Source organism: Halosolutus sp. YCN4 (genome assembly GCF_059736495.1).
In genome coordinates this window covers 791,657-817,197 of sequence record NZ_JCASSM010000001.1, presented here as the reverse complement: position 1 = coordinate 817,197, position 25,541 = coordinate 791,657, and the positions used below count along the sequence as shown (strand labels likewise).

The window sequence follows — 25,541 nt, the reverse complement described above, 5'->3', positions numbered from 1 at the left end:
TCGCCCCCCAGCGCAATAAGCGTGGATACCTGACTGCGGCGCTCGCGTCCCCGGTCCCGCTCGATTCGTTTTGCCGCAGGATACATTCGCTAATTACTAGTGATAATCAGAGGGTAAAGCTTATGCCCAACTGCCGAAGTTGCCCGGTATGGAAGGTCTCGATACGGACCAGCGCACAGACGAAACTGCCCTCCCGAACGTCATCACGGTCGACGGTCAGGGAACGCCAGCGAGCTTCGAAATCACCGTCGACGGCGAAATCGAGATGATGGACGCCGTCGCGTCCGAGGAAGCGACGATCGTCTCCGGCACGACCGCCGAAGGGGCCGTCGAAGCCGATACGCAGCGCTTCCGGTTCTCCGGCGAGGTGGCCGACGTGACGATCGTCAACCGCGGCGGACTCTCCACGGACGCCGTCGTCGACCCCGAAATCTACGTCGAAGACTGACGCGGACGAGCCGTTCGATCGTGGTTCGGCGTCAGGAACCCCCACGCCGGCATCGTCACCGGTGTCGGCGAGTTGCCGTCGAACGACGGTCTGCCCGGGCGCGATCGACGCGTCCGACAGGGTGCTCTCACCGCCCTCTTCTCACCCGCTTCGATCGCGATCGTGAGCCACCGCTTTCCGGTCCGTACGACTATACTGCTCCGCCGGGCTAGTCAGCGGTATGGCCGAGCGACACCGTATCGCGGTCACCGACGACGAATCGGTCGCTGCCGTCCACCACGCCGCCACCTCGAACCGCTGGGTCGTGTTCTGTCACGGCTTCCTGAGCGACAAGTCCGGGAGCTACGAACGACGCGCCCTGCGGGCGGTCGACCAGGGTTTCAACGCCGTCCGGTTCGACTTACGGGGCTGTGGCGAGTCCGACGGCGTCTTCGCCGACCAGCCGCTCGGGTCGAAACTCGACGATCTCGCGGCGGTCGTCGACCACTTCGACCCGGCCTCGCTCGTCCTCTTCGGATCGAGTTTCGGCGGCAAGGTCGCGTTCCACGCGACGGCCCGCGATCGGGTCGCCCCGGCGGCGATCGCGACCCGCGCGCCGGTTACGCGAAACGACGCGTTCGCCGAGTACGAGTCGGTGGTCCGTGAGGAGGGAGCCCGTCGGTTCGACGACGACAGGTGGATCGATCGACGGTTCTTCGACGACCTGGCGGACTATCCGTTCGACGAGGTCGTCGACGCGATCGAGGACGTCCCGGTCGCGATTTTCCACGGGCGCGCGGACGAGTCGGTGCCGATCGATCACAGTTTCGACGCCGCGAGCGCGCTCGAGACCGACGTGGTAGTGGAGGCGTTCGCGGGAGAGGGACACGTCTTCTCCGACGAGGCCGACGCGCGCGTCCTCGATCGGCTGTTCGAGTGGCTCGCGTCGCTCGACCGGGTCTGAGCGGCGACGATCGGGTCCCACAAATCGTCGCCCCGGGTGGCCCGATCCCGTACTTTGATATCGTGAGCCAGACCTCCTTCGGGTATGGATGACGCAGTGATCGTCGACGCAGTACGGACACCCTTTGGCGACCGCGGGGGCGCGTTCCGGGACACGCACCCGCAGGATCTGGCCGCCGAACCGCTCCGGGCGCTCGAGGAGCGCACCGAGTTCGATCCGGCGATCGTCGACGACGTCGTCTACGGCTGCGTGACGCCGGTCGGCGAGCAGGGGCTGAACATCGGACGGCTCGCGCCGCTCGTGGCCGGCTGGGGCGACGAGGTACCGGGGGTCCAGCTCAACCGGATGTGCGGCTCCGGCCAGCAGGCGGTCAACTGGGCGGCCAGCGAGATCCGGGCGGGCTTCCAGGACGTGATCGTCGCCGGCGGCGTCGAGCACATGACCCGCGTCCCGATGGGCTCGGACGGCGAGGCCGAGACCGGCGTGATCGATCGGGAGGCGCTCACCGACACCTACTTCGAGCACTACGACGAGGCGATCGGCCAGGGCGAGTCGGCCGAACGGATCGCCGAGGAGTGGGACCTGACGCGGGACGACGTCGACGGCGTCGCGGTCGACTCCCAGCAGCGCTGGGCCGAGGCCTGGGAGGCGGGTCGGTACGACTCTCAAATCGTCCCCGTCGAGACGACGCTCGACGGCGAGACGATCGCGGTCGAGCAGGACGGTCACCCGAAGCCGGACACGTCCGCGGAGACGCTCGCCGAGTTGCCGCTCGCGTTCCGGCCGGAGGGCGAGGGGGTCCACCACGCGGGCAACTCCTCGGGGATCGTCGACGGATCGAGCGCGGTGCTCGTCGCCAGCGCGGACGCCGCCGACGAACGCGGCTGGGAGCCGATGGCGCGCATCGTCCAGACCGAGGTCGTCGGCGTCGATCCGATCACGATGCTCACGGGTCCCATTCCGGCGACGGAGAACGTCCTCGAGAAGGCCGATATGACGATCGACGACGTCGACCTGTTCGAGATCAACGAGGCGTTCGCCTCGGTCGTGCTCGCGTGGCTCAACGAGACCGGTGCGCCCTGGGACCGGACGAACGTCAACGGCGGCGCGATCGCTCACGGGCATCCGCTGGGTGCGACCGGATCGGCGCTGCTGACGAAACTGGTCCACGAACTCGATCGCCGCGGCGATCGGTACGGGCTCTGTACGATGTGTATCGGGTTCGGGCAAGGGATCGCGACGATCGTCGAACGGCTGTAACCGGCGTCCGGTGGATTGGATCCCCGGGCGGATCGCGTCGGGAGGCGTCTCGCGCCCATCTCAGCACTTTTTACGCACGTGGTCGAACGGTTCCCCATGTACGACGATATTCTGATCCCGACCGACGGACGGGACAACACGAGGCGGGCGATCGACGAGGCGATCGAACTCGCGTCCGTCCACGGGGCGACGGTCCACGCCCTCTACGTCATCAACTCCGCCGAAATCGCGCCGGGGATCGACTTCGAGGATCTCGAACCGATCGGCGAGGAGGCAGTCGAGTACGTCGCCACACGCGCGAAAGACGCGGGCGTCGAGGACGTTCGAACGACCGTTACCCACGGGCTGCGACACAAGGCGATCCTCGACTACGCGGACGAGGCGGGAGCGGACCTGATCGTCATGGGCCGCAATCGGGGACTCGAACGATTCCTGCGAAAGAGCGTCTCGGAGCAGGTCGCGACCGAGTCGTCGATCCCGGTCCTCGTCGTCGAGTGACGAATCCGTTCTCCGACATGCTCGTTCCGCGGTCCCGGGATCGTACCAGTTGTTTCGTTTCGAAACCGGTGGCCTCTGCCGCGTCGGGAAGGTCTTTTTGTCGCAGTTGGATAGCTCAAGCCGATTCTCGTGGTCTCCCGTCCGCCGAACCCGATCCGGCTGTCCATCCTCTGGATCGGGCTCGCGCTCGCCAGCGTCGGCCTCATCGAGGCCGAGCGAGCGCGCCGCACCGCCGATCTCGCGTGGCCGCGCATCATCACCGGCCTCGCGCGGATGTCGAAGAACGCGGTCGACGTCGCGATGGTCGGGATCGCCGTCGGCCCGGCCGCGATCGCGGGCGTCGGCTTCGCCTCCCCGTTCTGGGGACTCGCGTTCACCGTCGGCGGCGGCGTCGCCGGCGGGACGATCGCGCTCGTCTCCCAGCGCTACGGCGCGGAGGCGTTCGACCAACTCGGCCAGGCGATTCGATCGAGCGCGTTGCTCGTCGTCCTCCTGTCGATGCCGATCACCGCGGTCTTCTGGTCGTACCCGACCGAACTGATCTCGCTTCTCAGTTCCGATCCCGAAGCGATCGACCTCGGCGCGACGTACCTGCGGATCGTCGGGTTCGGGATTCCCTTTGCGGGACTCAACCTGATCGGGAGCCGAACCTTCGTCGGGATGGACGACGCGTGGACGCCGATGGTCGTCCGCGCTGGCGGAGCCGTCGCCAATATCGTCCTCAACGCGGTGCTCATCTTCGGCTTCGACATGGGCGTCACCGGGGCGGCGATGGGCACGGTCCTCTCGAACGTCGTCGTTACCGTGACGTTCGCGACCGGACTCGTCGCGGGCCGGCTCCCGGGTGTGGGGACGTTCTCCGTCAGCGTCGATCCGCTGGGGAGCTACGTCCATGCCGGGACGGTTCGGGACCTGACAACGATCGGCCTCCCCGTCATGGGGACGAAACTGGTCTGGACCGTCGCGGAGTTCCCGATGCTGGCGATCGTCGACGTCTTCGGGTCGGACACCGTCGCGGCCTACGTCATCGCCCGGCGCGTCTGGGGGCTGATGAACACGCCCGGCTGGGGGTTCGGCCTCGCGGCCTCGAGCCTCGTCGGGCAAGAACTCGGGACCGGCGACGAGCGCAGGGCCGAGCAGTACGGGCGCGAAATCGTCCGGTTCTCGGTCGCCGTCTACCTCGTCTCGGCCGCGATCGTCGCCGTCTTCGCCGAACCGATCGTCCTCGCGTTCACGACCGATCCGGGCGAACTGTCGGTTCCGACCGCGGTCTCGCTCGTCCACGCGGCCTGCGTGGCGGTGGTCCTGCAGGGAGTCTACACCGGTGCAGCGGGTGCGCTCAAGGCCAGCGGCGATACGCGGTGGCCGTTCTACGGCCAGTTGCTCGGGATGTTCGGGCTCGCGATCCCGATCGCGTATCTCGGCGCCGTCGGCCTCTCGATCCCCTCGCCGGGGACGATCCCGCTGCTCGGCGTGGCGGTTCCCGGCGTATCGATCCCGGCGTTCGGGGTTGCGGGGCTCTACATCGCGTTCGTCGCGGAAACCGCGACGCCAGCGGCGATCAATTACTACCGTTTCGCGAGCGGGCGCTGGAAGGTTATCAGCCGCGGCTACCGGCCGGAGACGACGACGAGCGACGATTGACACGAGTCGCTGGCGGGAGTCGAACCGCACGTCGTTCGATCGCCCGCTCACTCCGCCAGCGCCGGCGTCCCGTTCACGAGGTGGTCGATCTTGTCCGCGTGGTGGCCGACCTGTTCGCGCAACACGGCAAGCGCGACGCGGTCGGAGACTGGCCCGTCCGGCTCCCACCGATCGGCCGGCGGTTCGACCCGGCCCCGGAGCTGTGACTCCGCGAAGTTCGCGTCGGCGGATTCGGCGACGAAGTGCGTGACCAGGTTCGCGTACTCCCAGGCCGTCCTGCCGTCGTCGAACGAGACCAGCGTGGCTTCTGTTTCGAGGGCGCTTCCAAGCGGCCGACGCATCGTCACGGCGTAGACGGTCGCGGCCGGTTCTCCGGTGTCCGGCTCCGATCGCGTCGGTCCGCCGTCGCCCCCGATCGATCTCGGCTCGACGAACACGCCGACGCGTTCCGTCCGATACCCCTTCTCGACGTCTTCCCAACTGTCGTGCGGCGAGACCATTTCCCACGGCTGTTCGCTCGGCGAGCATAAATCTACCCGCCGACCCTCGAGACCGACCCGTCGAACCCGGTGACTCACCCCCGATCCACCGCTACAGGTCGGGGATCGGGACGACCACGACGGGCCGTACCGCGTTCGCGAGGATCTCCTGGGCCGTCGATCCGACCGCCGCGGTCGCTTCTGGACTGCCGCCGCGAGCGCCGATTACGATCTCGTCCGCGCCGATTTCGTTGGCGGCCGCGAGCAGTTCCGCGGCCGGTTCGCCCTCGCGGAGTTCGGTCTCGACCGATCCGATCGCCGCCAGTCGGACGGGGGCGACGTTCAGGGCCTCCCGCCCGTCCCGTTGCGCGGCGGGCGACTCGGGCGGGGCCACGGAAATGACTGTGATTTCGTCGTCGCTCGTCGCCCGATCGTCGAGGTAGTCACAGATCGCTGCCGTCGTGTGGACCGACTCGGTGCCGACGAGATACTGCATACCGGCTGCAGGAGGAGTTTCCTGAAGAACCTGTGGGACGGTGACTGGCCACGGCGACGTCCCGTCCTGCGCCCTCACTCGAGACGCGAGAAGAGTTCGACCTCGTACCCGTCGGGATCCTCGACGAACGCCGCACGGGCGTTCGCCGCCTCGATCGTCGTCGGTTCGCGCACGACCGGACAGTCGGTTCGGCCGACCACCCGATCGAAGGTCTCGTCCGCGTCGTCGACGAGGATCGCGAGGTGGACGATTCCCGCGGCGTCGATCGGCGCGTCGTCGTCTGGGTCGTGGACGAACTGGATCTCGGTGTCTGCGGTCTCGCCGGTCACGTAGTAGTTGTGGGTCCCGTCGACGTGGAAGTCGTAGCTGTACTCGAGGCCGAGCCCGTCCTCGTAGAACGCCTTCGTCGCGTCGAGATCGGAGACCTCGATCGCGGTGTGATGAATATCCATAGCAGTGGGTCCAGCGCCGACCGGGTAAAACGTTCCGTCGCGGCAGTACAGTGCCGGGCGTTCCGATCGCGTCCCGCTGCGACCGTCCGCGGCCCATCCGTCGCCAGCGATCTGCATTCTTATGACGGTTCGGTGCGTGGGCCCAAACGACATGCAAGCCGTACGCCTTCACGAGCACGGCGGGCCGGACGTGTTGCAGGTAGACGACGTCGATCGACCCGACCCGGGTGCGGACGAACTCCTCGTCGAGGTCGGTGCCGCAGGAGTGAATCCCGTCGACACCTACTTCCGGGACGGATCGTACGAACCCGTCGCCGTTCCGTTCTCCCCCGGCGTCGACTTCGCGGGGACCGTCGCCGACGTCGGCGACGACGTCGAGGCGTTCGCTGCGGGCGATCGCGTCTTCGGGACCGGGATCGGCAACGGCTCATTCCAGGGAAGCTACGCCGAGTACGCGACCGTCCCGACCGATCGCGTCGTTCACCTCCCCGACGGCGTCGACGTGACGGAAGCGGGGGCGGCCGGCGTCGTCGCCGTCACCGCCTGGCGGGCGCTGATCGATCACGCGACGCTCGACCCGGCCGAGTACTGCCTGGTCCACGGCGGGTCCGGTGGCGTGGGCCACGCCGCCGTCCAGATCGGGGCCGCGGTGAGCGCGCGGGTCCTCACCACCGCCTCGCCCGACTACCACGACGCCCTCGAGGAGTACGGCGCGGCGACCGTGCTCGACTACGATCGGGACGACCTCGCGGAGGCCGTCCTCGAGGCGTCCGACGGCGGCGTCGACGTCGTACTCGACCACCGACTCGACGACTACCTCCAGTTCGACGCCGACGTGGCCGCGACCGGTGCCCGGGTCGTCGGTATCGGCGAGAACTCGCCGGATCCAGGGTTCACGAACGACGGCGCGGCCCGATCGAAGGACGTCTCCTACCAGTTCATGAGCATGTTCAACACGCCCGACCTCCGCGTGCCGCTGCGGGGCGTGGCCCACCTCATGGAGACCGGCGCGCTTTCGATCGAGGTCGCGGACACGTACGACCTCGCGGACGCGGGCGAGGCTCAGCGGGCCGTGATCGAGGACAGCGTGTTCGGGAAACTCGTCGTCGAACCGTAATCGACGCGACCGTACCGCGGTTTCGTTCTCCGCCGGCGGACTCGGTACCGGTCGACGTGACGAGAATCGATTTCGGCCGTTGCTATCGCGTTTGTCGTGTGCTAACTGCCACCAAGAACTTTGGGGGATCGCCACGTAGATTTCAGTGAAGAGCCATGACGGACAAACCCCACCAGAACCTGGCCATCATCGGTCACGTCGACCACGGAAAGAGCACGCTGGTGGGACGCCTCCTGTTCGAGACCGGGGGCGTCCCGGAGCACATCATCGAACAGCACCGCCAGGAAGCCGAGGAGAAGGGCAAGGGCGGCTTCGAGTTCGCCTACGTGATGGACAACCTCGCGGAGGAGCGCGAGCGCGGCCTGACGATCGACATCGCCCATCAGGAGTTCGAGACGGACACGTACTACTTCACGGTCGTCGACACGCCCGGTCACCGCGACTTCGTGAAGAACATGATCACGGGGGCGTCGCAGGCGGACAACGCCGTCCTCGTCGTCGCCGCGGACGACGGCGTCGCGCCCCAGACCCAGGAGCACGTCTTCCTGGCCCGCACCCTCGGCATCGACGAACTGATCGTCGGCGTCAACAAGATGGACCTCGTCGACTACGACGAGGACCGCTATCGCGAGGTCGTCGCGGAGGTCAAGGAACTCCTCGATCAGGTCCGCTTCGACACCGAAGACGCGAGTTTCATCCCAATTTCGGCGTTCGAGGGCGACAACGTCGCCGACTCCTCCGACAACACGCCGTGGTACGACGGCCTCACGATCCTCGAGGCCCTGAACGACCTGCCGGAGACGGAACCGCCGACCGACGCCCCGCTTCGCCTGCCGATTCAGGACGTCTACACGATCTCCGGGATCGGCACGGTACCGGTCGGACGGGTCGAGACCGGCCAGATGCGAACCGGCGATTCGGTTTCCTTCCAGCCAAGCGACGTGGGCGGCGAGGTGAAGACGATCGAGATGCACCACGAGGAAGTCCCCGAGGCCGAACCCGGTGACAACGTCGGGTTCAACGTCCGCGGCATCGGCAAGGACGACATCCGTCGCGGCGACGTCTGCGGCCCGGCCGACGACCCGCCGACGGTCGCCGAGACGTTCCAGGCCCAGATCGTCGTGATGCAACACCCGAGCGTGATCACGCCCGGCTACACCCCGGTCTTCCACGCCCACACGGCCCAGGTCGCCGGTACGATCGAGTCGCTCGATCGGAAGATGGACCCATCGAGCGGCGAGGTCGCGGAGCAGGACCCCGACTACATTCAGTCGGGGGACGCCGCCGTGGTCACGGTCCGGCCACAGAAACCGCTCAGCATCGAACCGTCGGACGAGATCCCAGAACTCGGAAGCTTCGCCATCCGCGACATGGGCCAGACCGTCGCCGCCGGCAAGGTCCTCTCGGTCACCGAAAAGTAGCGGCGGTGGTCGTCACCGCCGGTCGGCGGTCGCTTCCGGCCGATCGGCGGCGATCGGGCGGCCGACCGCTCGTTCGTAGACGTCGAGTACCCGATCGATCGTCACCGACTGGCTCACTTCCGCGACGGCGGCGCGGCCGTTCGATCGATCGCCCCGCTCGAGGACGTCGACCAGTCCGCGAACGAGTTCGGCGTCGGTCGTCCCCACGGTCGACGGGTCGACGCCCGCGAGTCGCCGTCGGACGTCGCCGACGTCGAACGAGACGACGGGGAGGTTACACGCCAGGGCTTCCTTGACGGCGGTCGGGGAGCCCTCGTTGTCCGACGTGAGCAACAGGGCGTCTGCGGCGTTCATGTACGTCGGAATCGTCCCGTGATCGACGCCGTGGACGACCTGCAGGTTGACGGGCTGATCGAGGCGTTCGTCGACGGCCGCCACGATCCGTTTCGCCCGCGGGTAGTTCTTGACGCCTCGATCCGGGGAGTAGGGAAACAGGACGTGGTATTCGTCGGCCGGCCAGCCCACGCTGGCCCGCGCTCGGTCCCGGTTTTCCGGCTCGAACTGATCGAGGTCGATCCCGAACGGGATCACCGTACAGTCCGAGCCGAGGGTTCGTTTCATCGATTGGTTCATGACGACGACCTCGTCACAGCGCGGCGCACACAGCCGCGTGAGGGGGCTCACGGGCCCGTTGAGGTCGGATCCCCACAGGGTGAGCACGACCGGGAGTCGACGCTGGGCGAGCGCCATCGGGGCCGTCAGTCCGTAGTGGGCGTGGACGAGGTCGTACTCGTTGCGGGCCTCCCGGATCACCTGGGGGAAGAATCGGAGGTAGTCGCTCGCGCTCCGGGATTCGCTCGCCGACACCTGCCCCGGAACGGTGAGACGCTCGAACGACACGCCGAGTCGCTCGAGTGCGGTGATCTGCTGATCCATAAACGGGGCATCGTCGTACGTCGTGAGGGCGAGCACATCCATCGATCGGCGTTGTCCACCCTCTAACGGGTACGCGCATTGTTAATGGTCTGCTTTCCCCTCGACCTCGATGACAGTCACGCGATCGAACCGACGGTAGGCTGACCGAACAGTCGTACCGCCGTGTCCCGTTCGCGGTACGAAACGCGTTTAGGTATCGGATTACCGTTCGGAACTGATATGATTGCGCGATCAGGACCGGACTGTCTCCCCGGAGTGGGCCGCCCCGACACGAGGGATCCGATCGCGTTTTCCGACCTAGAAAACACGCGGGCGGGTTGAAGGGGGAACCGCGAGACGATTGCTATGGGGAACGACGGAATCCGAATCCCACCAACCGGTTCCCACTCACGGACTACTGTACGTCGTTTCCGGTGCAGCCGCGGCCGCCTCGCGGTTCCTCCGGTAGATCGGTACAGCAGACCGTCTCGCTCGATACCGTCCGAGTGACCGACGACGCGTGTGTCACGGTCCTCCCGTGACGTCGTCCTCCCGTCGTCCGTTCCAGTTGCTTCGGCCCTCCGATCGGTACCCGTCGCCCCGATTTCGGTTCTCGCCAAACGCCGTGGCTCTTCGGTGGTCGGTACTGGTACTCCCGAACCGTAACCGGACTCGTCGATCGTCGCCGGTCGCCTCCCCACGCCCTGTTCGCTAGTGGCCGCCGTACAGCGAGTACATGATCGCGACCAGTCCGAACAGTCGACTCACGTTCTCGAAGAACACGGTGACGATCTGGTCGGGGCTGGCGATCGTGTTGATCGCGACGTTGATCAGGAACGGACACAGGGTGAGCAACAGGAGGCCGACGGCGAGATAGAGCATCGACCGGGCGTCGTTGCGCCGGTACCCCCGGTAGGCCTGGTAGGCGATGAGCGTCCCCATGATCGCGACGAGAAAGAGGGTCGCGATGGTCAGGAGTTCGAACACGGACGCCTCGCCGATCCGGACGACCTCGCGGCTCATCGCAACCCCTCCCACATTCGCGTGAACTTGTCGGCGACGTCTTCCTCCCGGTAGGTGAGTTCGAGTTCGAACGACCCGTCCTCGAGGGACAGTTCCAGTCGATCGAGGTTCGCACTGTAGATGCTGTAGTGGTTCCCGTCCGGGGCGAGTTCCGTCTCTTCGGTTACGAGTTGACACTCTTCGAGACGGTCGAGACGCCGATAAATCGTCGGCAGGGAGGCGTCACACCGTTCGCTCAATGTGCTAGCAGACATGGGTTCGACGCTCGTTTCGGTGAGGATTTGCCGCGCGTAATCGTCGTCGAGAACGGCGAGCACCGTCGACAGGTCGGTCTCCTCACTCACTGCTACCGGATGGTTTCGGGATACATATGAAAAGTATCCCGATTTTTCTGGTCGAGAGAATGTGGTACGGCACTGGATCGACGGCCACGAATCATGACTGGTAGGGTTATCCGCTTAGTCATCTGGTTACCCGCTTTCGGGGGCTACCTGCTGGCAGATTCTACCGATGGGACGGCCACGATTTCCAACTGGCGGACGTACGGGGACGCCGTTCTCTGTTGAAGCCATCGAGATACCGATCTGTCGAACGGACCGCTATACGTCTCGAAAGAACCGACCGTGGAACCCGAACGGCTCCGGATGGGGGAGGTACGCTCTCGCCTGCTCCGTGAGGGTTTCTGCGTCGAAGATCAAGACCATCGTCTGCTCGCGATCGACGTCGAGCGCTGTCGCCAACACGACGCCATCGTCCTCGCTCGTGGCGTCGGGGCGTCGAATCGGGATCGGTTCCTCGAGATAGACCGATCGTTCCCACCACTCGTGGGCGGTGCCTGCCTCGCAGTCGACTTTCACTAGTCCGTTTGCCCCCGCTCTGTCAGTTGCCTGGCCGTACACGTAGCGGTGTCGGCGACCGACGGTCTGGCGGGCGAGGCGCGGCAGTTCGATCCCTCCGTCGTACAGCCGTGACCGATCGACGGTATTCGTATCGCCGTCGATACGATACCGGACGAGTCGACCGTCCGGAACGGACTGGAATCCCTCGTCCTCGAGGGCGTCCAGATCCAACGCATCGACGATGTCGCTGTCCGGGAATTCTACGAGGTCCAGTACGATCGTCTCATCGTCTAGATAGGCGCCAGCGTGGTGGAACGTGAACACCGCCTCGAACAGCGGATCTGCGACGAGTTCGCCGGTGTCTCGATCCACGACGAGGACGCGGGTCGGGCGATCGGGCTGCCAGTCTAACAAGTCAAGTGCGCCCTGGGAGAACGGATTGAGCGCTCGGAGCACCGACAGGACGAGCGGTGATTCGACGAGGAGTACGTGCTCGGGGGTAACGCTGAGGTCGTGGATGTACGCCGGGCCGCGAGCGTCGATCGAGGCGATTTCCTCTCGCCGACGGCTCCCCTGTGGAACACGATACAGATGATACTGCGGCGTCCTGCCGAACTGGGTGGCAAAGCCGATCACTTCCTCGCGATGCGGATCATCGACGAGATGTGCAGCGGAGAGATGTTCGGGTAGGTCGTCGTCGAACGCGAACTCGCCGCGCGTCTCCAGCGTTTCAGGGTCGAACGCGACTCGGCGTGGAGCCTCGGTGAGCGCGACGTACTCGCCGTCGATCCGCGCGACGTGGACGTTCGTATTGTCGGTTGGCTTGGGAAGACCGAACGAGCGAAGCGCTTCGAAGACGCGCATCCAGCCGCGGGTATCGGTAGCGAACTGACCAGTGAGCCGGCCGGCCATCGCGTCGGCGTAGGTGTCCGTCCGAAGGAAGCGATTGGAGTATCGCAGTTCTCCGCGGTCGAAGGCGTACCGCCGGAGCATCGCTAGTCCGTCAAACCAGTGGTTGACTCGGTGGCCGCCTACCTCGAATCGTCCGGGGCCGTTGCGAACGAGCGTCCCCGAGAGCCAGTTCGGAATGGTGCCGTCGATCGGTGGCCGGTGATCGTGGACCTCCGAGGTGAGTGAGCGAAAGCCGGGCCCGTACGGTGCTGTCACGACTATGAATGCGCGCGGACAGTCCATCAAAGCAGCGCAGACCAATGCTGTTCGAGGCGAGCCAAGCCAATTCGATATCCGAGAAGCGTCAGCGGGCGAACGTTTGCCATGAGAGAGCGAGGCCGCGCCGGTCGAACAAGTCCCACACGAGCGGCGCGACGTGGTCGCTTCGCCACCCTCTCGGCAGACGAGAACCAGCAGTTCGCTTATTTCCGACGCGTGGGACGGAACGACCATGCCCGCTCACCCGGCCAAGACGGTCGTGGGCGACGCGACCGCAGAGCGCCGCGAGGTCGTGCTCTTTCTGCTGGTCACCTTCGCCGTCTCGTGGATCGTCTGGAGCCCGCTGCTCGTCCCCTCGTTCGTCGATGCAATGCCGCTGGGCGGCATCGAGTTGACGTCACTCGGCGCGTTCGGGCCAGCGATCGGAGCGCTGGCGGTCGTTCGGTCGCGCGGCGACAGCGTTCGAGGCTGGCTCGAGCGCCGTCTCAGCTGGCGGGTCGGGCTCCAGTGGTACCTCCTCGCGTTCGGGCTCCCTGTCGGCATCCTGCTGATCGCGGGGGTGATCTTCGTCGCGGCGGGCGGTGAGCCGACTGCTTCGTACAGGCCGCCGGTTTACGTTCTTCCCCTCGTCTTCGTGTACGCGACCGTGGTCGGCGGCGGTCAGGAGGAAATCGGCTGGCGAGGCGTCGCACAACCGCTGGTCGAGGGTCGATACGGCGTGTTCGGCGGTGGTGCTGTCGTCGGCGTCGTCTGGGTGCTCTGGCACCTCCCGCTGCTCGCGTCTTCGACCCTGCCGTTCGAGTCGACGAACCCGGTCGTGTTCGGCTTTCAGACAGTCGGCATTTCCGTGCTCCTCGCCTGGCTCTACGACGGGACCGGGCGGAGCGTCTTGCTGCCGATGTTGTTTCACGGCTGGCGGAACGCGACCGAAGCGTTCTATCCGCCCGATACGCTCGCCCGCAGTATCGCTGTCGTCGTGATCTGGACCGTCGTATTCGTCGTGGTGGCCGCCGATCGCAGACGCACAGGTCGCCCGTGACTCACTGTCGGTTGCCGCAGATCCGATACGCGACGTGCGTCGGGGGCATCGGTACGATAAAATCACCCCTCGGAACGAATAGAGAAATAGTGTTTGCAACAACTGCTGTAGTAACTATTGGAACCGATCGCTCAGCCGTCGCGCGATCGGATGTGCATCGCCCGGCAGTAGCGACTGTCGTTCCGAAGCCGGATCGTTCGCATCCGTGTCGTCCGGTCGCGTGTTCCGCCGGTGTGCAAAAACACAGCTTTAGGGTCGTGGAACGGTAGCGTCCACATAGATGATCCACGGCGTCGATTCCGCCAGCCCGACGTCTCGTCCGGAGCGTCGCGGGCACCTGCGTGCCGTCGATCGGTCCCCGTCGAACGGGGGTCGGTGGTCAGGGGCCATCGGGGTGGTCGGCCAGTGAACGCCGTCGCCGTCGTGGACGCGATCGACGCGTACCTCCAGCGGAAGGCCGTCGGCGATCCGGACGGGTCGGGAGCGGGAACGTACGCGACGAACGCAGAGTCGATCCTGCGCCGCTGGGCGGAGTGGCTCGCGGACGAGTACGGCGTCACGTCGCTGTTCGAACTCGAGTCGGCGCACATGCGCGCCTACGCGGCCGAACTGAACGATCGGACGGCACAGGGCCAGTACACGGCCTCAACTGCCGGGACGTACTACGCGGTCGTCCGGGCCTTCCTCTCGTGGTGTGTCCGCGGGGGCATCTTGGAGGAGAACCCGGCCGCGACGACCCACGCCGAATCGGCACTGCCGTCGGGAGACGATCGATCCGAGACGGAGTCCTGGACGGCCGAGCAACGTCGCTCACTGGAACGGTACGTCCGCGACCGGGCGCTCGAGTCCTCGGGTGAGGAGTCCACGGAGCGTCGCTCCCGCCTGCGCGAGTACGCGATGGTCGCGATGCTCGCCCACTCTGGTGTGCGGGGATCGGAACTGTTCCGAGTGCCGGAAGACGACCGCAGAATGGGCGCGACCTGGGACGACGTCGACTTCTACACCGGGACGATCAGGGTGCTGGGGAAATCCCAGCGACTCGAGGACGTGCCGCTCCCTGCCCCGGCCCGGACTCCGCTTCGCAAGTACCGGGTCGTCCTCGATCCGCCCGCGAACGACTGGCCGCTGTTCCCGACGCGCCACGCCCCGTCGATCGCGCGTCGGGTCCGCGAGGTCCTCGCCGAACGCGGCCACGACGAGGCGGAGATCGACGCCCTGCTCTCGTCGTCGACGGCACGGGAACTCGCCCGCGACCGATCGATCGCGCCACCGGCGATCACGACGGAAGGTGCGCGATCGGTCCTCAAACGACTCTGCCGGGAAGCGGACGTCGACGTCGACGGCGATTACCTGACGCCGAGCGGCGTCCGGGCCGATCCAGACGACGATCGATACCGTCGGGAGGCGACCTCCTCGAAACCGGCGCTTCGGGCATCCGTCGACGAGCAGTCGATCGCCGTCCCCGAAGATCAGCCGTCGTTACTCGATACCGATGACGAGACGAGTCGGAACGAGACGACCGACTGAGGGTAGCGGGACCGGCCCGATAGTGCAACGCCGGACAACCGGAGTGGGTTCGCGACGTTTCTGAGTCGCCCCCAGTGGTGTCGCCCCGAGTTGATCGGTCCGAATGCGATCGGCTCCGGAACCGTCCAGTGTCCCTGAAAAAAGGAGTATGACACCCCGTGACGTAGGGCAATCCATGGACGCAGACTGCGAACACTGCGGCTGGCACGGGTCCGCGAACGAACTCAACTGGCTGCTCGTCGACGACGACGTCGTGGGCGCGAAACGCGTCTGTCCGGCGTGTCGAGCCGACAGCATCGTCATCCTCGCGTGAGGCAGGAGGATCGGGACCTCAGACGAGCAGCCACAGGACGATCGTCAGGAGGAGCGTCAGCAGGAGCACTGTCGTCCCGATACCGGCCCGGAGGTGGATCGTCGACGGTCGGCCGCCGTCGGTCGGCCGGCGCTCGTCGACGTCGACCATCCAGTCGGGGAGTCGGCCCGCTGCCGCGTCGACGGCGAGGACCGGATTGTTCCCGACCCAGTAGCTCCGTTTGACCGCGCCGACGACGGCGGCGTCGACGGCGGCGTAGGTTTCCGTCACCGCGAGCATCGTCCACCGGCTGACGGCGTAGGTCGCGGGGTAGACGATCATCGCCGGGTCACCGAGGTCGAGTTTCGAGAGCGGCTTTCGCACGAGGACGAACGTGACGGCAGCGACCGCAGTCAGGACTCCGGCCGTCTCCAGGTGGCTGGGGCTGTAGGGGTGGATTTCGCTCTCGCCGCCCGGGTAGGCGAACGAGAAGTGGCCGGCGTGGCCGTGAAGCGTCGGCGCGAGGTCGGCCAGCCCCTGCCACCAGACCCCGAAGAGGAGGCAGGCAGCGCCGAGGCCGAGCATCGCCACAGTCTGGCCGGGTTTTGCGTCCGGGACCTCGAAGTCGCTCTCGCCGTGGAAGAAGACGTAGTAGCCGAGCTTGATGAACGAGAGGAGGGTGCCGATCGCGCCGAGCCAGAGCAGCCAGTACAGCGCCTGGTACTCGGGCTGGCCGTAGTAGCCCGGATCGGCCGCGTCGAAGATCATCCCCTTGCTGACGTAGCCGTTGAACCCTGGAATCGCGGTGATCGAGAGCGCGCCGAGGCCGAACCCGATCGCGGTCAGAGGCATCTCGCGCCAGAGGCCGCCGAGCTCGTAGAGGTCCTCTTCGCCGGTACGGAAGATGACGACGCCGACGGCCATGAACAGGAGGCTCTTGAAGAGGATGTTGTTGAACAGGTGCGACAGCGCGCCGGCGACGGCGAGTTCGGAGGTCATCGCCGCACCCATGCCGATCGCGGCGACGATGTAGCCCAGCTGGGCCTGGATGTGGTAGGACAGCAGCGCCCGCATGTCGTGCTGGAGCAGGGCGAACGTCGCGCCGTAGACGGACATCAGGCCGCCCATGTACGCGACGTAGATCGCGAGTTCGCTCTCGCTGCCGATCGGGAACGCCCGGTAGAGGACGAACGCGCTCGTCTTCGTCGTGTACACCGAGAGGAACACCGAGGCCGCGATGTGCGGTCGGGGGTAGGTGTCGGGCAGCCAGGTGTGAAAGCCGATGAACGCGACGTTGACGCCCATTCCGAGGACCGCGAGAACGGCCGGGATCCCGCCGGCGATCCCGTCGTGAGCCGCGTAGCTGAACGACCCGACCTGGACGTAGTGGACGGCGACCGCCATCATCACGAGCACCCCGCCGGTGCCGTGGAAGATGGCGTACCGGAAGCCGGCACGGACCGCCTCCCCGCCGTAGTGCCAGACTACCAGCGTGCTGGTAACGGCCATCAGCTCCCACATGAACAGGAGGACGAGCCAGTCGCCCGCGAAGGCCGCCCCGAGCGACGAGGCGACGTAAGCGAGCGCGAACGCGACGAGCGTCTCGCTGGCCTCGCTCGAGTAGGCATACACGACGCTACAGACGCCCAAAAAGCCCAGCCCGAGGCCGATCATCCGGGAGAAGTCGTCGACGTAGTACGGGACGACCTCGAACCCGAGGAAGGTGCCGGCAAGGTGCTGGCCCGACGGTGCGACGAGCGAGATGGCGAGTACGGCCGCGAGGCTGAGCGCCCCGACGGCGAACCCGGCGAGCCGCGGCAGTACGAGCACGAGCAAGGCCGCCGCGAAGACCACGAGCGGCGGGTACGCAAGCGACAGGAGTTCGAGTTCCATCAGTCGGTCACCTCCGTCATGAGGTCGTCGAACGGCACGTTACTCAGTTCCTCGAACGGCATCCCGAAGACGCCCTCGACGATCCGGACAGCCAGTTCGAGGAAGACCGCGTAGTCGGGGCCGACGCCGAGGACGATCGCTCCCGTGGCGATGACGGCGATCGGCGCGAGCATGAGCCACGTACTCTCGGCGAACGGCGAGCGGCGTTGCCAGCCCTCGGCGGGCGGGCCGCCGGTGAGGTGGTCGTCGTGGTCGCCGTGGTGGTCGACGCTGCTGACCTGCTCGCCCTCGGATCGGTCGGGTATCTCGGCATCGCTCGAGTACTCGTCGACCGCGTACTCGTACTCCTCGTCGTCCGCGTCGGTCTCGTCGGTCGACCCCGTCGTGTCCGGCGCTTCTGAGCGGTTCGTCTCGCCGCCGTCGGCGGCGATCTGCTCGGCGTCCTCACCGGCGTAGGACTGCAGCAGGCCACCCCGCGGGAACTCGAGCAGCGGTTTCGCGTCGTGGCGGTCCTCGCTCTCGAAGAACGCCGTGTAGACGACCGGCCAGAAGTAGCCGACGTTGAGCACGGCCGAGAGCAGGAGCGCTCCGGCGAACAGCCAGTAGCTCCCGCCGACGTCGCCGGCCCCGATCAGCATGTAGAACTTGCTGACGAAGCCGGCGATCGGCGGCAGGCCGGCCATGCCGGCCGCACCGACGGTGAACGCGGTCATCGTCAGCGGCATCCGCTTCCCGATGCCGGCCATCTCGCTGATGTAGTCGGTGTGGGTCTCGACGTGGATCGCCCCCGCACAGAAGAACAGGGTGAGTTTCGCGAACGCGTGGGCGGGGATGTGAAACAGCGCGCCGACGACCGCGTACGGGTGCAACAGCGAGAGGCCGAGCACGATGTATGAGAGCTGTGCCGTCGTCGAGTACGCGAGCCGGCGCTTGAGGTGGTCCTTGCGGAGCGCGATGATACTCGCCGCTGTCAGCGTGAACGCGGCAATGAGCGCGACCGGAATGTTCAGCCCGACCTCGCCGATACCGGGGACGGAAAGCGGCAGGTCGTGGATCAATCCCGGCCCGTAGACGTCGAGGATGACGCGCGCGATGCCGAACGCGCCGGACTTGACGACCGCCACCGCGTGGAGGAGGCCGGAGACGGGGGTCGGCGCGACCATCGCGTCGGCGAGCCAGGAGTGGATCGGCATCAGCGCCGCCTTGACGCCGAAGCCGGCGATCAGCAGGAAGAACGTGACCTGTGCGTACGCGGGTTCGGCGGCCGCCGCCTCCGCGAGCAGTTCGATGCCGCCGGCCTCGAACGCCGTCGTCGAGGTGCCGACGAGACCGGTGAGCCAGTAGACCATCACCGTCCCGGCGAGCAGGAAGACCCCGCCGCCGAAGAACGTGTAGGCGAGGTACTTCCGGCCGGCGATCCGGGCCTCGTCGTCCTCGTTGTGGGCGACGAGCGGGTACGTCACGAGCGACAGCAGTTCGTAGAAGACGAAGATCGTCACCAGGTTTCCGGCGAACGCGATCCCGACCGCGGTCGACAGACTCGCCGCGAAGGCGGCGAAAAACCGTGTCTGGGCGTGTTCGTCCAGGCCGCGCATGTAGCCGGCGGCGTAGAAGGACGTGAAGATCCAGAGGAAACTGGCGAGCAGGGCGAAGAACACCCCGAGGGGATCGGCGCGCAACACGAAGTCGACCCCGTCGAGGAACTGGACGCCGATCGCGTCGCTGAGCCGCCAGACGTAGACCTCGTCGGCCAGCACGCCGGGGAGCATGCTGGCGACGATGGCGAACTTCGCGAGCGCGGCCAGGACGGACCACCCCTCGCGGACGTTCGGTCGGCGGTGCGACGCGACGATCAGGACCACCGCGATCGCCGAGACGAGAACGGCGGCGAGCGGTCGGATCGATTCCACCATCAGTTGAACACCTCCGTCAGGAATGGGGCGAGCAGGTCGGCGATCGCGCCACCGGCGAAGCCGAGCGCGACGGCGGCGAGCGCGGCGGCGACGACGATCGCCACCATGCCGATCGAGACGGCGTCAGGAGACGCCCCGTCCGGAGCGGTGGCGTCGCCGCCGTCCGTCGCGACCGGTTCCGGCGACGGGATCGATTCGATCGAGGGCGGGTGCGTGAAGTACATCTTCTCGAGCAGGCGGGCAGCGTAGGCGAGGGTGAGCATCGTACTGAGAACGATCACGGCCGCGACGGGCCACAGTTGGGACTCGACGGCACCGAGGGCGATGTACCACTTGCCGACGAAGCCGACGCTCGGCGGGATCCCGACGAGCGCGAACAGCAGGACGGCCATCGACCCGGCGACGACGGGCCGTTCCTTCGCGAGACCGGCGTACTCGTCGACGGTGCGAGCGCCGTAGCTCGCCGCGACGAGGCCGACCGCCAGGAAGAGACCGGCTTTCAGCAGGCCGTGGCCGACGAGGTGGATCGCGGCGCCGACCAGGGCCGTCTCGGAACTGCCGGCGATGACGACGCCGTAGGCGGCCACGATCAGGCCGAACTGCGAGACCGACGAGTACGCGAGCATCCGCTTGACGTCGGTCTGGATCACGGCCAGCGTCGTCCCCGCGAGGACGCTCACGCAGCCGATCGCGAGGACGATCGGGGCCGCGTTCGCCGTCGCGGCGAGGTAGTCGACCTCGAAGACGGTGACGATCAGCCGCCCGAAGGCGTACGCGGAAGCCGACGAAACCAGCGCCGCGATCAGCGGCGTCGCACCGTCGGGGGCCCGCTGGTAGGCGTTCGGCTGCCAGGTGTGGACGGGCCACTGGGCGACCTTGGTGGCGAAGCCAACGATCATGAATCCGAGCCCGGCCCGAACCAGGAGCGGGCGTTCGGCGGCCGGAATCGCCGACGCGAGTTCGATCATGTTGAGCGTCCCCGTCGCCATGAACACGAAGGCGACGCCGATCAGGTACATCGAGGCGGCGACGGTCCCCAGGATCAGGTACTTGAGGGCGGCGACCGCCGACTCGGCGCCGTCGCCGCTGGCGACCAGCGCGTAGGTCGCGAGACTCGTGATCTCGAGGAAGACGAAGAGGTTGAACACGTCGCCGGTCAGCGAGATGCCGAGCAATCCGCCCACCAGCAGGAGGTACGCGCTGTAGAAGGTGTTCCCGCGCGGGCCGCCGCGGCGCGTGTACGCGAGGACGCCGGCGGCGACGCCGGTCACGAGCAGGACGATCAGCATCGAGAACTGGTCCGCGACCAGTTCGATCCCGTACGTCCGGGGATAGCCACCCAGCCTGTGGATCACCCGACCCGCCGTGTAGACCTCGCTGGCGAGGGCGACGGCGGCGGCGACCAGGCCGGTCGTCGTGACCGCCGCGACGGCCCATCCAGTTCGATCGTACCGCAGGCCGAGCGCGATCGGGAGCGTCGCCGCGACGATCGGCGCGACGATCAGCAGCGCCGGGAGCAGGTCGACGTTACTCATCGGAACGCACCTCCCTGAGGGTGTCCTCGCGGAGCGTCCCGTACTCCGAATAGATGCGAATGATCAGCGCCAGTCCGACCGCGGTCAGCGCGATACCGACGACGATGGCGGTCAGCACGATGACCTGCGGGAGCGGACTGGCGACCTCGCTCCCCTCGTTGGGGACGATCGGTGCGGCACCGCCCTCGACGTAGGCCATGGCGATGAAGAACAGGAAGATGGCCGTCTGGAAGAGGTTGACGCCGATCAGTTTCTTCACGAGGTTCTCGTTGGCGATGATCATGTACATCCCGATCCCGAGCAGGACGAACAGCAGGAGGTAGGCGTAGCGGCTGGCGAGCAGTTCAATCATCGTCGCTCACCTCCCGATCGGTCTCGTCGGCGGGTACCGTCGAGGTGGACGACTCGGTGGGTTCGCCACCGCGGCGCACGGGCGTAAACCCCGCGGCCATCGCGAAGAAGAGGGTGATGACGACCCCCGAGACGATCAGCGCGATGCCGCCGACCTCGATGGCCTCCATCCCCCACTTGCCCTTGATGCCGAGCGTCGGATAGATCCGATCGTACTCGAGGAAGTTCCCGCCGAGCAGGATCGTCCCCAGCCCGATCCCGGCGAAGATGGCGATGCCGCCGGTCACGAGCCCGACGAGGAAGGAGTTGCGGAGCCACCGTCGGGTCGGATCGATGCCGAAGGCGAACCCCAGCATGAGGACGGTGACGCCGACGATGGCGCCGCCCTGGAAGCTCCCGCCGGGCGTGTCGGCCCCGTGGAGGATCATGAACATCCCGTACGTGAGCGTAAACGGGGCGAGGATCTTCACGGCGGTCATGATGACCTGACTCTCGGTGTAGGTATCGTCGACGGATTCGGACATTCAGGCGAACACCTCGCGTTTCAGTACGAGCAGCGTCGAGATTCCCGCGGCGAAGACGACGACCGCCTCACCGAAGGTGTCGAACCCACGGTAGGCAGCGAGGACGGCGGTGACGGCGTTGTGGACCCCCGTCTCCTCGTACGCGTTCTCGATGTAGTGTTGCGTGACGTCCGGGTTCGACCAGACCGGGGCCGACGGGTCGCCGACCGGATACATCTCCGGCAGTACCGTCGCCGACAGGAGGACGACGAACGCCCCCACGACGACGACTGCCGGGACGTCGACCCGCTCGACGAGCCGATCGGTCGAGGGTCTCGTCGTCCGGACGATCGTCAGCAACAGCAGGATGGTCGTCACGCCGGCACCGATCGCGGCCTCGGTCATGGCCACGTCGGGCGCGAGCAGGAACGTGTAGAGGATCGCCATCCCCAGGCTGTAGGCTCCGAAGACGATGATCGCGGACAACACGTCCCGGAACAGCGCCGTGGCGACCGCCGTCGCGAGGAGGAAGACGGCGAGCGCGTACGCGAACGCGCTCATCGCGACTCACCCCCGGCGTCGACGGTCACGTCGGACTCGTCGTTCGGGTCGTCGGCGAGTAGGGGCTCGACGCCGGTCTCCGCCGCGGAGCGGGCGATCGCGTGTGCCGCCGTCGGGTTCGTGAGGAACACGAAGAACAGCAGGAGGACGGTGTAGACCGTCGCGTGCTGCCACCCGAACGCCAGCGCGACGCCGGCGAGCGCGAAGCCGGCCCCGAGCGTGTCCGTCTGGGACGCGGTGTGGGCTCGCGAGTAGATGTCCGGCAGTCGGAGCACCCCGACCGTCGAGACGAGCGTGAAGAGCACGCCGAGTCCGAGGAGGGCGACGATCAGCCAGAACCGGATCGTCTCGATCACAGCACACCACCCCGCTCGACGGTGAACTTCGAGATAGCGATCGACAGCAGGAAGTTCAGGAGGGCGTAGATCAGCGCGACGTCCAAGAACCACGGCTGGTCGAGCGCCGCGGCCAGCAGGGCGAGGATCACGACCGTGTTCGTCCCGAGCACGTTCACGGCGAGCAGTCGATCCTGCGTCGTCGGTCCCGCGACGGCGCGATAGAACATCGCGATCGCGAGCACGACGAACAGCGTCGCGGTCGCGAGAAAGACCTCGGAGAGCGGAATCGGCGTCACAGTTCGTCACCCCCGACGATCTCCGCGTCGTCTCGCTCGCGCGGCGTAGGGATTCGAGCCGCCTCGCGGCCGTAGAAGACGAACCGGATCGCCCGTTCCAGGCCGCCGTCGAAGAGGTCCTCTCGGGCCGACGGAATCAGGGTGTGCACGAGCAGCTGCTGGTCGTTGGCCCGGACCGTCAGCGTGCCCGGCGTGAGCGTGATGCTGTTCGCGAGCGCGAGAAGCGGCAGGCCGCCTCTCACGCGAGCGTTGACGCGCGTCAACGTCGGCTCGATCGGCATCGACGGCCGGAGGATCACGATCGAGACCGCGATGTTGGCCTTGACGATCTCCCAGAGCAGGTACGGGATGTAGGCGACGAACCGCACGGTCCGGATGGGGGACTGGACCCGATCGAGCGGCACCGAAAAGGTCACCTGTGCGAGCGAGACGGCGACGATGCCGGCGACCGCCGCGCCGGTGACGAGGTCGAACCAGTAGGTCGGATCCCCGAGGACGAGATAGAACCCGTAGGAGATCCAGAAGAGAGCGAACAGACGATCGAAGCTCTCGCCGGTCCCGACGAGTCGCCCGTGCCGGGCCGGCCGTTCGACCGGTGCCTCGTCGTACGGCAGACCGAGCCGATCGAGTTCGCGCTCGAGGGGCTGGAGCAGCTGTGCGGTGACGCCGGGCTGGTACTCCGGGTCGAGCACGATCCGATTGATCCCGTGTGCGTCGACGTAGTCGCCGAAGCTATCGGCGTAGTCGCGGGGACCGAAGAGGTACTCGTCGGCGCCGAGCGTCGCGGTTTCGATCGTCACGTCGGCGTCATCTGCGTCCTCCTCGACCCAGTTTCGGGCCCGCGAGAGCAACTGCTCCGCGTCCTCGCGTTGCCGGTCGCTCTCGGGCACGTCCGCGTCGTAGGGCAACGCGACGACGAGGTGACACTCGAGCGAGTCCGCCGACTCGAGGGCGTCCCGGACGGCGTAGCCGACCGTTTGCCGGACGGTCACCGTGTCCGACAGCGGGACGAGCAGGCGTTCAGCCGCCATTGGCGCTCCCTCGTGGAGACCGTCGTTGGATACTCATGACTCCAGTCGTTAATCGGACCAAGCGGTACCCGCAGGAAAACGATTTCGTTATCCGCCGGTCAGCGCCGGGATTTCGGCGACGACTTCCGGGTCGTCTCGGAGTCGTCGATCGGGACTGGATTCGACGGACGCCGTCCCCCTTCGCTCACCAGACGGAGTGACGACGCTCGCGGTTCCGATCGGGACCGGAAGTTTTACAAATTCAATTTCAGTATTGAAATCTGAGTTTATGGAAGCCACGACCGACACCGTTCACGACCGAATCGACACCGCACGCGCAGACCTCACGCCGCTCCAGCTGGCGGCGATCGTCCTCTTCGCGGCCGCGATCGGCTTTACGCTCCTGTTCCTGCAGGAACCGATCGCTCACGACGCGATGCACAACTTCCGGCACGGGGCCGGAATTACCTGCCACTGATGCTCGTCGATTACCTCCAGCGGGGCGTCCTCGCGGGAACGATCGGCGGCGTCTGCTACGGGGGCTACCTCGCCGCGGTGGCGAACCCGCTCGTCGAGTACATGGAAGAACTGGACCACGAGGCCGGTCACGGACACGACCACGCACACGGGGCGGCCGAGTCCGCACACGCGGTCAGCGAGGCGACGACGGCGGTGGTGAGCGTCGGGAGCGGCGTCCTCTGGGGGATCCTCCTCGGCGGCCTGTTCGCGCTCGCGTTCTACTTCCTCGAACCGGCACTGCCCGGACGCGGTCGCGTCAAGGCCGTCGTACTCGCCGGGGCCGGCTTCCTGACGGTCTCGGTCACTCCCTGGCTGGTGCTCCCGCCGGCGACGCCGGGTGCCGAACAGTCGCTCGGGCCGGACGCGCGCATCGCGATCTACGCCGGGCTGATGGCCCTCGGCGCGATCGTGGCGACGGCGTCGATCCTCGGCTATAGACTGACGTCGACGCGAATCGGGGACTGGCGACCCGCCGCCGTCGTCGGTGCGCTTCCGGTCGCCGTGACCGTCACCGTTCTGCCGCTCGTGACGCCGACGATCACCACGACACCGTTGCCGGCCGACCTGGTGACGGCGTTCCAGGCCCTGACCGTCTTCAGCCAGGCCGCGCTCTGGGCGATCGTGGCCGGCGGTTTCGCGTGGCTCCACGATCGCGCGGGGATGGTCGACGACGCTGCATCGACGCAGAACGAGCCGATCACCGCATGAACCGGCGCACTGCCCAGCAACGCGAGCGGATCGGCGCGCAGGTACTCGTCTGTACGAACGATCGCGACTCGGAGTACGCCTGCTGTGCCGACGCCGGCGCGGACGCGGTCGTGGCGGCCGTCAGGTCCTGGCTCCGCGAGCGGAACGCGTTCTGGTCGCCGATCGCGGTGACGGAAACGGCGTGTCTCGGTCTCTGTAGCGCGGACGGGACGGCGATCGCGATCCAGCCGCGCGACGAGTGGTACTCGGACGTGACCGCCGCGGACGTTCCCGACCTGCTCGAACGGGAGTTCGGCCCGGACGCTACGTCGATCGATCGACGGGCCGCGGACGCGTAAGTGACCGGACGAT

28 protein-coding genes and 1 pseudogene are annotated in these 25,541 nt (G+C 66.9%); 13 read left to right on the top strand and 16 right to left on the bottom strand.

Annotated elements, in window-relative coordinates; translation table 11 throughout:
- Positions 1-148 precede the first annotated feature (148 nt).
- The 5 genes from AC6I6X_RS04015 (at position 149) to AC6I6X_RS03995 (ending at position 4,793) form a co-directional block, all read left to right on the top strand.
- Positions 149-448: a hypothetical protein gene (locus tag AC6I6X_RS04015; protein WP_497929211.1), complete on the top strand. Its 300-nt coding sequence runs from the start codon at positions 149-151 to the stop codon at positions 446-448.
- Between the two features lie 220 nt (positions 449-668).
- Entirely contained in the window at positions 669-1,391 is a 723-nt protein-coding gene (locus AC6I6X_RS04010) for an alpha/beta hydrolase family protein (RefSeq protein WP_497929210.1), read from the top strand.
- Positions 1,392-1,475: 84 nt separating this feature from the next.
- A complete protein-coding gene (locus tag AC6I6X_RS04005; protein ID WP_497929209.1) occupies positions 1,476-2,651 on the top strand; it encodes a thiolase family protein in 1,176 nt (391 codons plus the stop codon).
- A gap of 96 nt (positions 2,652-2,747) precedes the next feature.
- On the top strand, positions 2,748-3,149 hold the full coding sequence (locus tag AC6I6X_RS04000) for a universal stress protein (protein WP_497929208.1): 402 nt from the start codon (positions 2,748-2,750) through the stop codon (positions 3,147-3,149).
- Between the two features lie 129 nt (positions 3,150-3,278).
- On the top strand, positions 3,279-4,793 hold the full coding sequence (locus AC6I6X_RS03995) for an MATE family efflux transporter (RefSeq protein ID WP_497929207.1): 1,515 nt from the start codon (positions 3,279-3,281) through the stop codon (positions 4,791-4,793).
- A 47-nt stretch (positions 4,794-4,840) separates the two neighbouring features.
- Here the strand turns inward: AC6I6X_RS03995 and AC6I6X_RS03990 are convergent, their stop codons facing one another.
- From AC6I6X_RS03990 to AC6I6X_RS03980, 3 genes are all read right to left on the bottom strand, one after another.
- Positions 4,841-5,293, bottom strand: coding sequence for a hypothetical protein (locus AC6I6X_RS03990; RefSeq protein ID WP_497929206.1), 453 nt, complete (start codon positions 5,291-5,293; stop codon positions 4,841-4,843).
- Positions 5,294-5,384: 91 nt separating this feature from the next.
- The gene (locus AC6I6X_RS03985) at positions 5,385-5,768 is read right to left on the bottom strand and encodes a universal stress protein (RefSeq protein ID WP_497929205.1); all 384 of its coding nucleotides are present in this window, start codon (positions 5,766-5,768) and stop codon (positions 5,385-5,387) included.
- 74 nt (positions 5,769-5,842) lie between these two features.
- Positions 5,843-6,220: a VOC family protein gene (locus tag AC6I6X_RS03980; RefSeq protein WP_497929204.1), complete on the bottom strand. Its 378-nt coding sequence runs from the start codon at positions 6,218-6,220 to the stop codon at positions 5,843-5,845.
- 151 nt (positions 6,221-6,371) lie between these two features.
- Here AC6I6X_RS03980 and AC6I6X_RS03975 point away from each other — a divergent pair, with 151 nt between their 5' ends.
- Complete coding sequence (locus tag AC6I6X_RS03975; protein WP_497929203.1) at positions 6,372-7,337, top strand: NADPH:quinone reductase; 966 nt, start codon at positions 6,372-6,374, stop codon at positions 7,335-7,337.
- Positions 7,338-7,492: 155 nt separating this feature from the next.
- Entirely contained in the window at positions 7,493-8,758 is a 1,266-nt protein-coding gene (gene tuf, locus AC6I6X_RS03970) for a translation elongation factor EF-1 subunit alpha (RefSeq protein WP_497929202.1), read from the top strand.
- A gap of 12 nt (positions 8,759-8,770) precedes the next feature.
- On the opposite strand, the pseudogene AC6I6X_RS03965 reads toward tuf, so the two are convergent.
- The 4 genes and pseudogenes from AC6I6X_RS03965 to AC6I6X_RS03950 all read right to left on the bottom strand — a co-directional run.
- A pseudogene (locus AC6I6X_RS03965) lies at positions 8,771-9,742 on the bottom strand (glycosyltransferase); the annotation flags it as partial.
- A gap of 642 nt (positions 9,743-10,384) precedes the next feature.
- Positions 10,385-10,696, bottom strand: coding sequence for a DUF7521 family protein (locus tag AC6I6X_RS03960; RefSeq protein ID WP_497929201.1), 312 nt, complete (start codon positions 10,694-10,696; stop codon positions 10,385-10,387).
- Positions 10,693-11,040, bottom strand: coding sequence for an ArsR/SmtB family transcription factor (locus AC6I6X_RS03955; protein ID WP_497929200.1), 348 nt, complete (start codon positions 11,038-11,040; stop codon positions 10,693-10,695). Before AC6I6X_RS03955 ends, AC6I6X_RS03960 begins: the two co-directional genes overlap by 4 nt.
- Before the next feature lie 255 nt (positions 11,041-11,295).
- Positions 11,296-12,702, bottom strand: coding sequence for a carotenoid oxygenase family protein (locus tag AC6I6X_RS03950; protein WP_497929199.1), 1,407 nt, complete (start codon positions 12,700-12,702; stop codon positions 11,296-11,298).
- A gap of 235 nt (positions 12,703-12,937) precedes the next feature.
- Between AC6I6X_RS03950 and AC6I6X_RS03945 the strand changes: the two genes are divergently transcribed.
- From AC6I6X_RS03945 to AC6I6X_RS03935, 3 genes are all read left to right on the top strand, one after another.
- On the top strand, positions 12,938-13,744 hold the full coding sequence (locus AC6I6X_RS03945; RefSeq protein ID WP_497929198.1) for a CPBP family intramembrane glutamic endopeptidase: 807 nt from the start codon (positions 12,938-12,940) through the stop codon (positions 13,742-13,744).
- Positions 13,745-14,149: 405 nt separating this feature from the next.
- Positions 14,150-15,271 carry a tyrosine-type recombinase/integrase gene (locus tag AC6I6X_RS03940; RefSeq protein ID WP_497929197.1) on the top strand — a complete coding sequence of 374 codons (1,122 nt, stop codon included), beginning with the start codon at positions 14,150-14,152 and terminating at the stop codon, positions 15,269-15,271.
- A 175-nt stretch (positions 15,272-15,446) separates the two neighbouring features.
- Positions 15,447-15,584, top strand: coding sequence for a hypothetical protein (locus tag AC6I6X_RS03935; RefSeq protein ID WP_497929196.1), 138 nt, complete (start codon positions 15,447-15,449; stop codon positions 15,582-15,584).
- 18 nt (positions 15,585-15,602) lie between these two features.
- On the opposite strand, the gene AC6I6X_RS03930 is transcribed toward AC6I6X_RS03935, so the two are convergent.
- From AC6I6X_RS03930 to AC6I6X_RS03890, 9 genes are read right to left on the bottom strand one after another with little or no spacing between them, the layout of a single operon-like run.
- Positions 15,603-17,456, bottom strand: a complete 1,854-nt coding sequence (locus AC6I6X_RS03930; RefSeq protein WP_497929195.1) for a Na(+)/H(+) antiporter subunit D — start codon at positions 17,454-17,456, stop codon at positions 15,603-15,605.
- Positions 17,456-19,369 (bottom strand): proton-conducting transporter transmembrane domain-containing protein, encoded by a 1,914-nt coding sequence (locus AC6I6X_RS03925; RefSeq protein WP_497929194.1) that lies wholly within the window; start codon positions 19,367-19,369, stop codon positions 17,456-17,458. Before AC6I6X_RS03925 ends, AC6I6X_RS03930 begins: the two co-directional genes overlap by 1 nt.
- Complete coding sequence (locus AC6I6X_RS03920; RefSeq protein ID WP_497929192.1) at positions 19,369-20,904, bottom strand: proton-conducting transporter transmembrane domain-containing protein; 1,536 nt, start codon at positions 20,902-20,904, stop codon at positions 19,369-19,371. Before AC6I6X_RS03920 ends, AC6I6X_RS03925 begins: the two co-directional genes overlap by 1 nt.
- Positions 20,897-21,256, bottom strand: coding sequence for a cation:proton antiporter subunit C (locus AC6I6X_RS03915; RefSeq protein WP_497929191.1), 360 nt, complete (start codon positions 21,254-21,256; stop codon positions 20,897-20,899). Before AC6I6X_RS03915 ends, AC6I6X_RS03920 begins: the two co-directional genes overlap by 8 nt.
- On the bottom strand, positions 21,249-21,779 hold the full coding sequence (locus AC6I6X_RS03910; protein WP_497929190.1) for an MnhB domain-containing protein: 531 nt from the start codon (positions 21,777-21,779) through the stop codon (positions 21,249-21,251). The genes AC6I6X_RS03915 and AC6I6X_RS03910 overlap by 8 nt, the downstream gene beginning before the upstream one ends.
- Positions 21,780-22,319 (bottom strand): DUF4040 domain-containing protein, encoded by a 540-nt coding sequence (locus AC6I6X_RS03905; protein WP_497929189.1) that lies wholly within the window; start codon positions 22,317-22,319, stop codon positions 21,780-21,782.
- Positions 22,316-22,675, bottom strand: a complete 360-nt coding sequence (mnhG, locus tag AC6I6X_RS03900) for a monovalent cation/H(+) antiporter subunit G (protein ID WP_497929187.1) — start codon at positions 22,673-22,675, stop codon at positions 22,316-22,318. Before mnhG ends, AC6I6X_RS03905 begins: the two co-directional genes overlap by 4 nt.
- A complete protein-coding gene (locus AC6I6X_RS03895) occupies positions 22,672-22,953 on the bottom strand; it encodes a cation:proton antiporter (RefSeq protein WP_497929186.1) in 282 nt (93 codons plus the stop codon). Before AC6I6X_RS03895 ends, mnhG begins: the two co-directional genes overlap by 4 nt.
- Positions 22,950-23,984: a monovalent cation/H+ antiporter subunit E gene (locus tag AC6I6X_RS03890; RefSeq protein ID WP_497929185.1), complete on the bottom strand. Its 1,035-nt coding sequence runs from the start codon at positions 23,982-23,984 to the stop codon at positions 22,950-22,952. The genes AC6I6X_RS03895 and AC6I6X_RS03890 overlap by 4 nt, the downstream gene beginning before the upstream one ends.
- A 268-nt stretch (positions 23,985-24,252) precedes the next feature.
- Here AC6I6X_RS03890 and AC6I6X_RS03885 point away from each other — a divergent pair, with 268 nt between their 5' ends.
- Genes AC6I6X_RS03885 through AC6I6X_RS03875 form a run of 3 tightly spaced genes read left to right on the top strand, consistent with a single transcriptional unit; the run spans position 24,253 to position 25,528 of the window.
- Positions 24,253-24,441 carry a CbtB domain-containing protein gene (locus AC6I6X_RS03885; protein ID WP_497929184.1) on the top strand — a complete coding sequence of 63 codons (189 nt, stop codon included), beginning with the start codon at positions 24,253-24,255 and terminating at the stop codon, positions 24,439-24,441.
- Complete coding sequence (locus tag AC6I6X_RS03880; RefSeq protein WP_497929183.1) at positions 24,441-25,190, top strand: CbtA family protein; 750 nt, start codon at positions 24,441-24,443, stop codon at positions 25,188-25,190. The genes AC6I6X_RS03885 and AC6I6X_RS03880 overlap by 1 nt, the downstream gene beginning before the upstream one ends.
- The gene (locus tag AC6I6X_RS03875; RefSeq protein WP_497929182.1) at positions 25,187-25,528 is read left to right on the top strand and encodes a (2Fe-2S) ferredoxin domain-containing protein; all 342 of its coding nucleotides are present in this window, start codon (positions 25,187-25,189) and stop codon (positions 25,526-25,528) included. Before AC6I6X_RS03880 ends, AC6I6X_RS03875 begins: the two co-directional genes overlap by 4 nt.
- Positions 25,529-25,541: the final 13 nt, after the last annotated feature.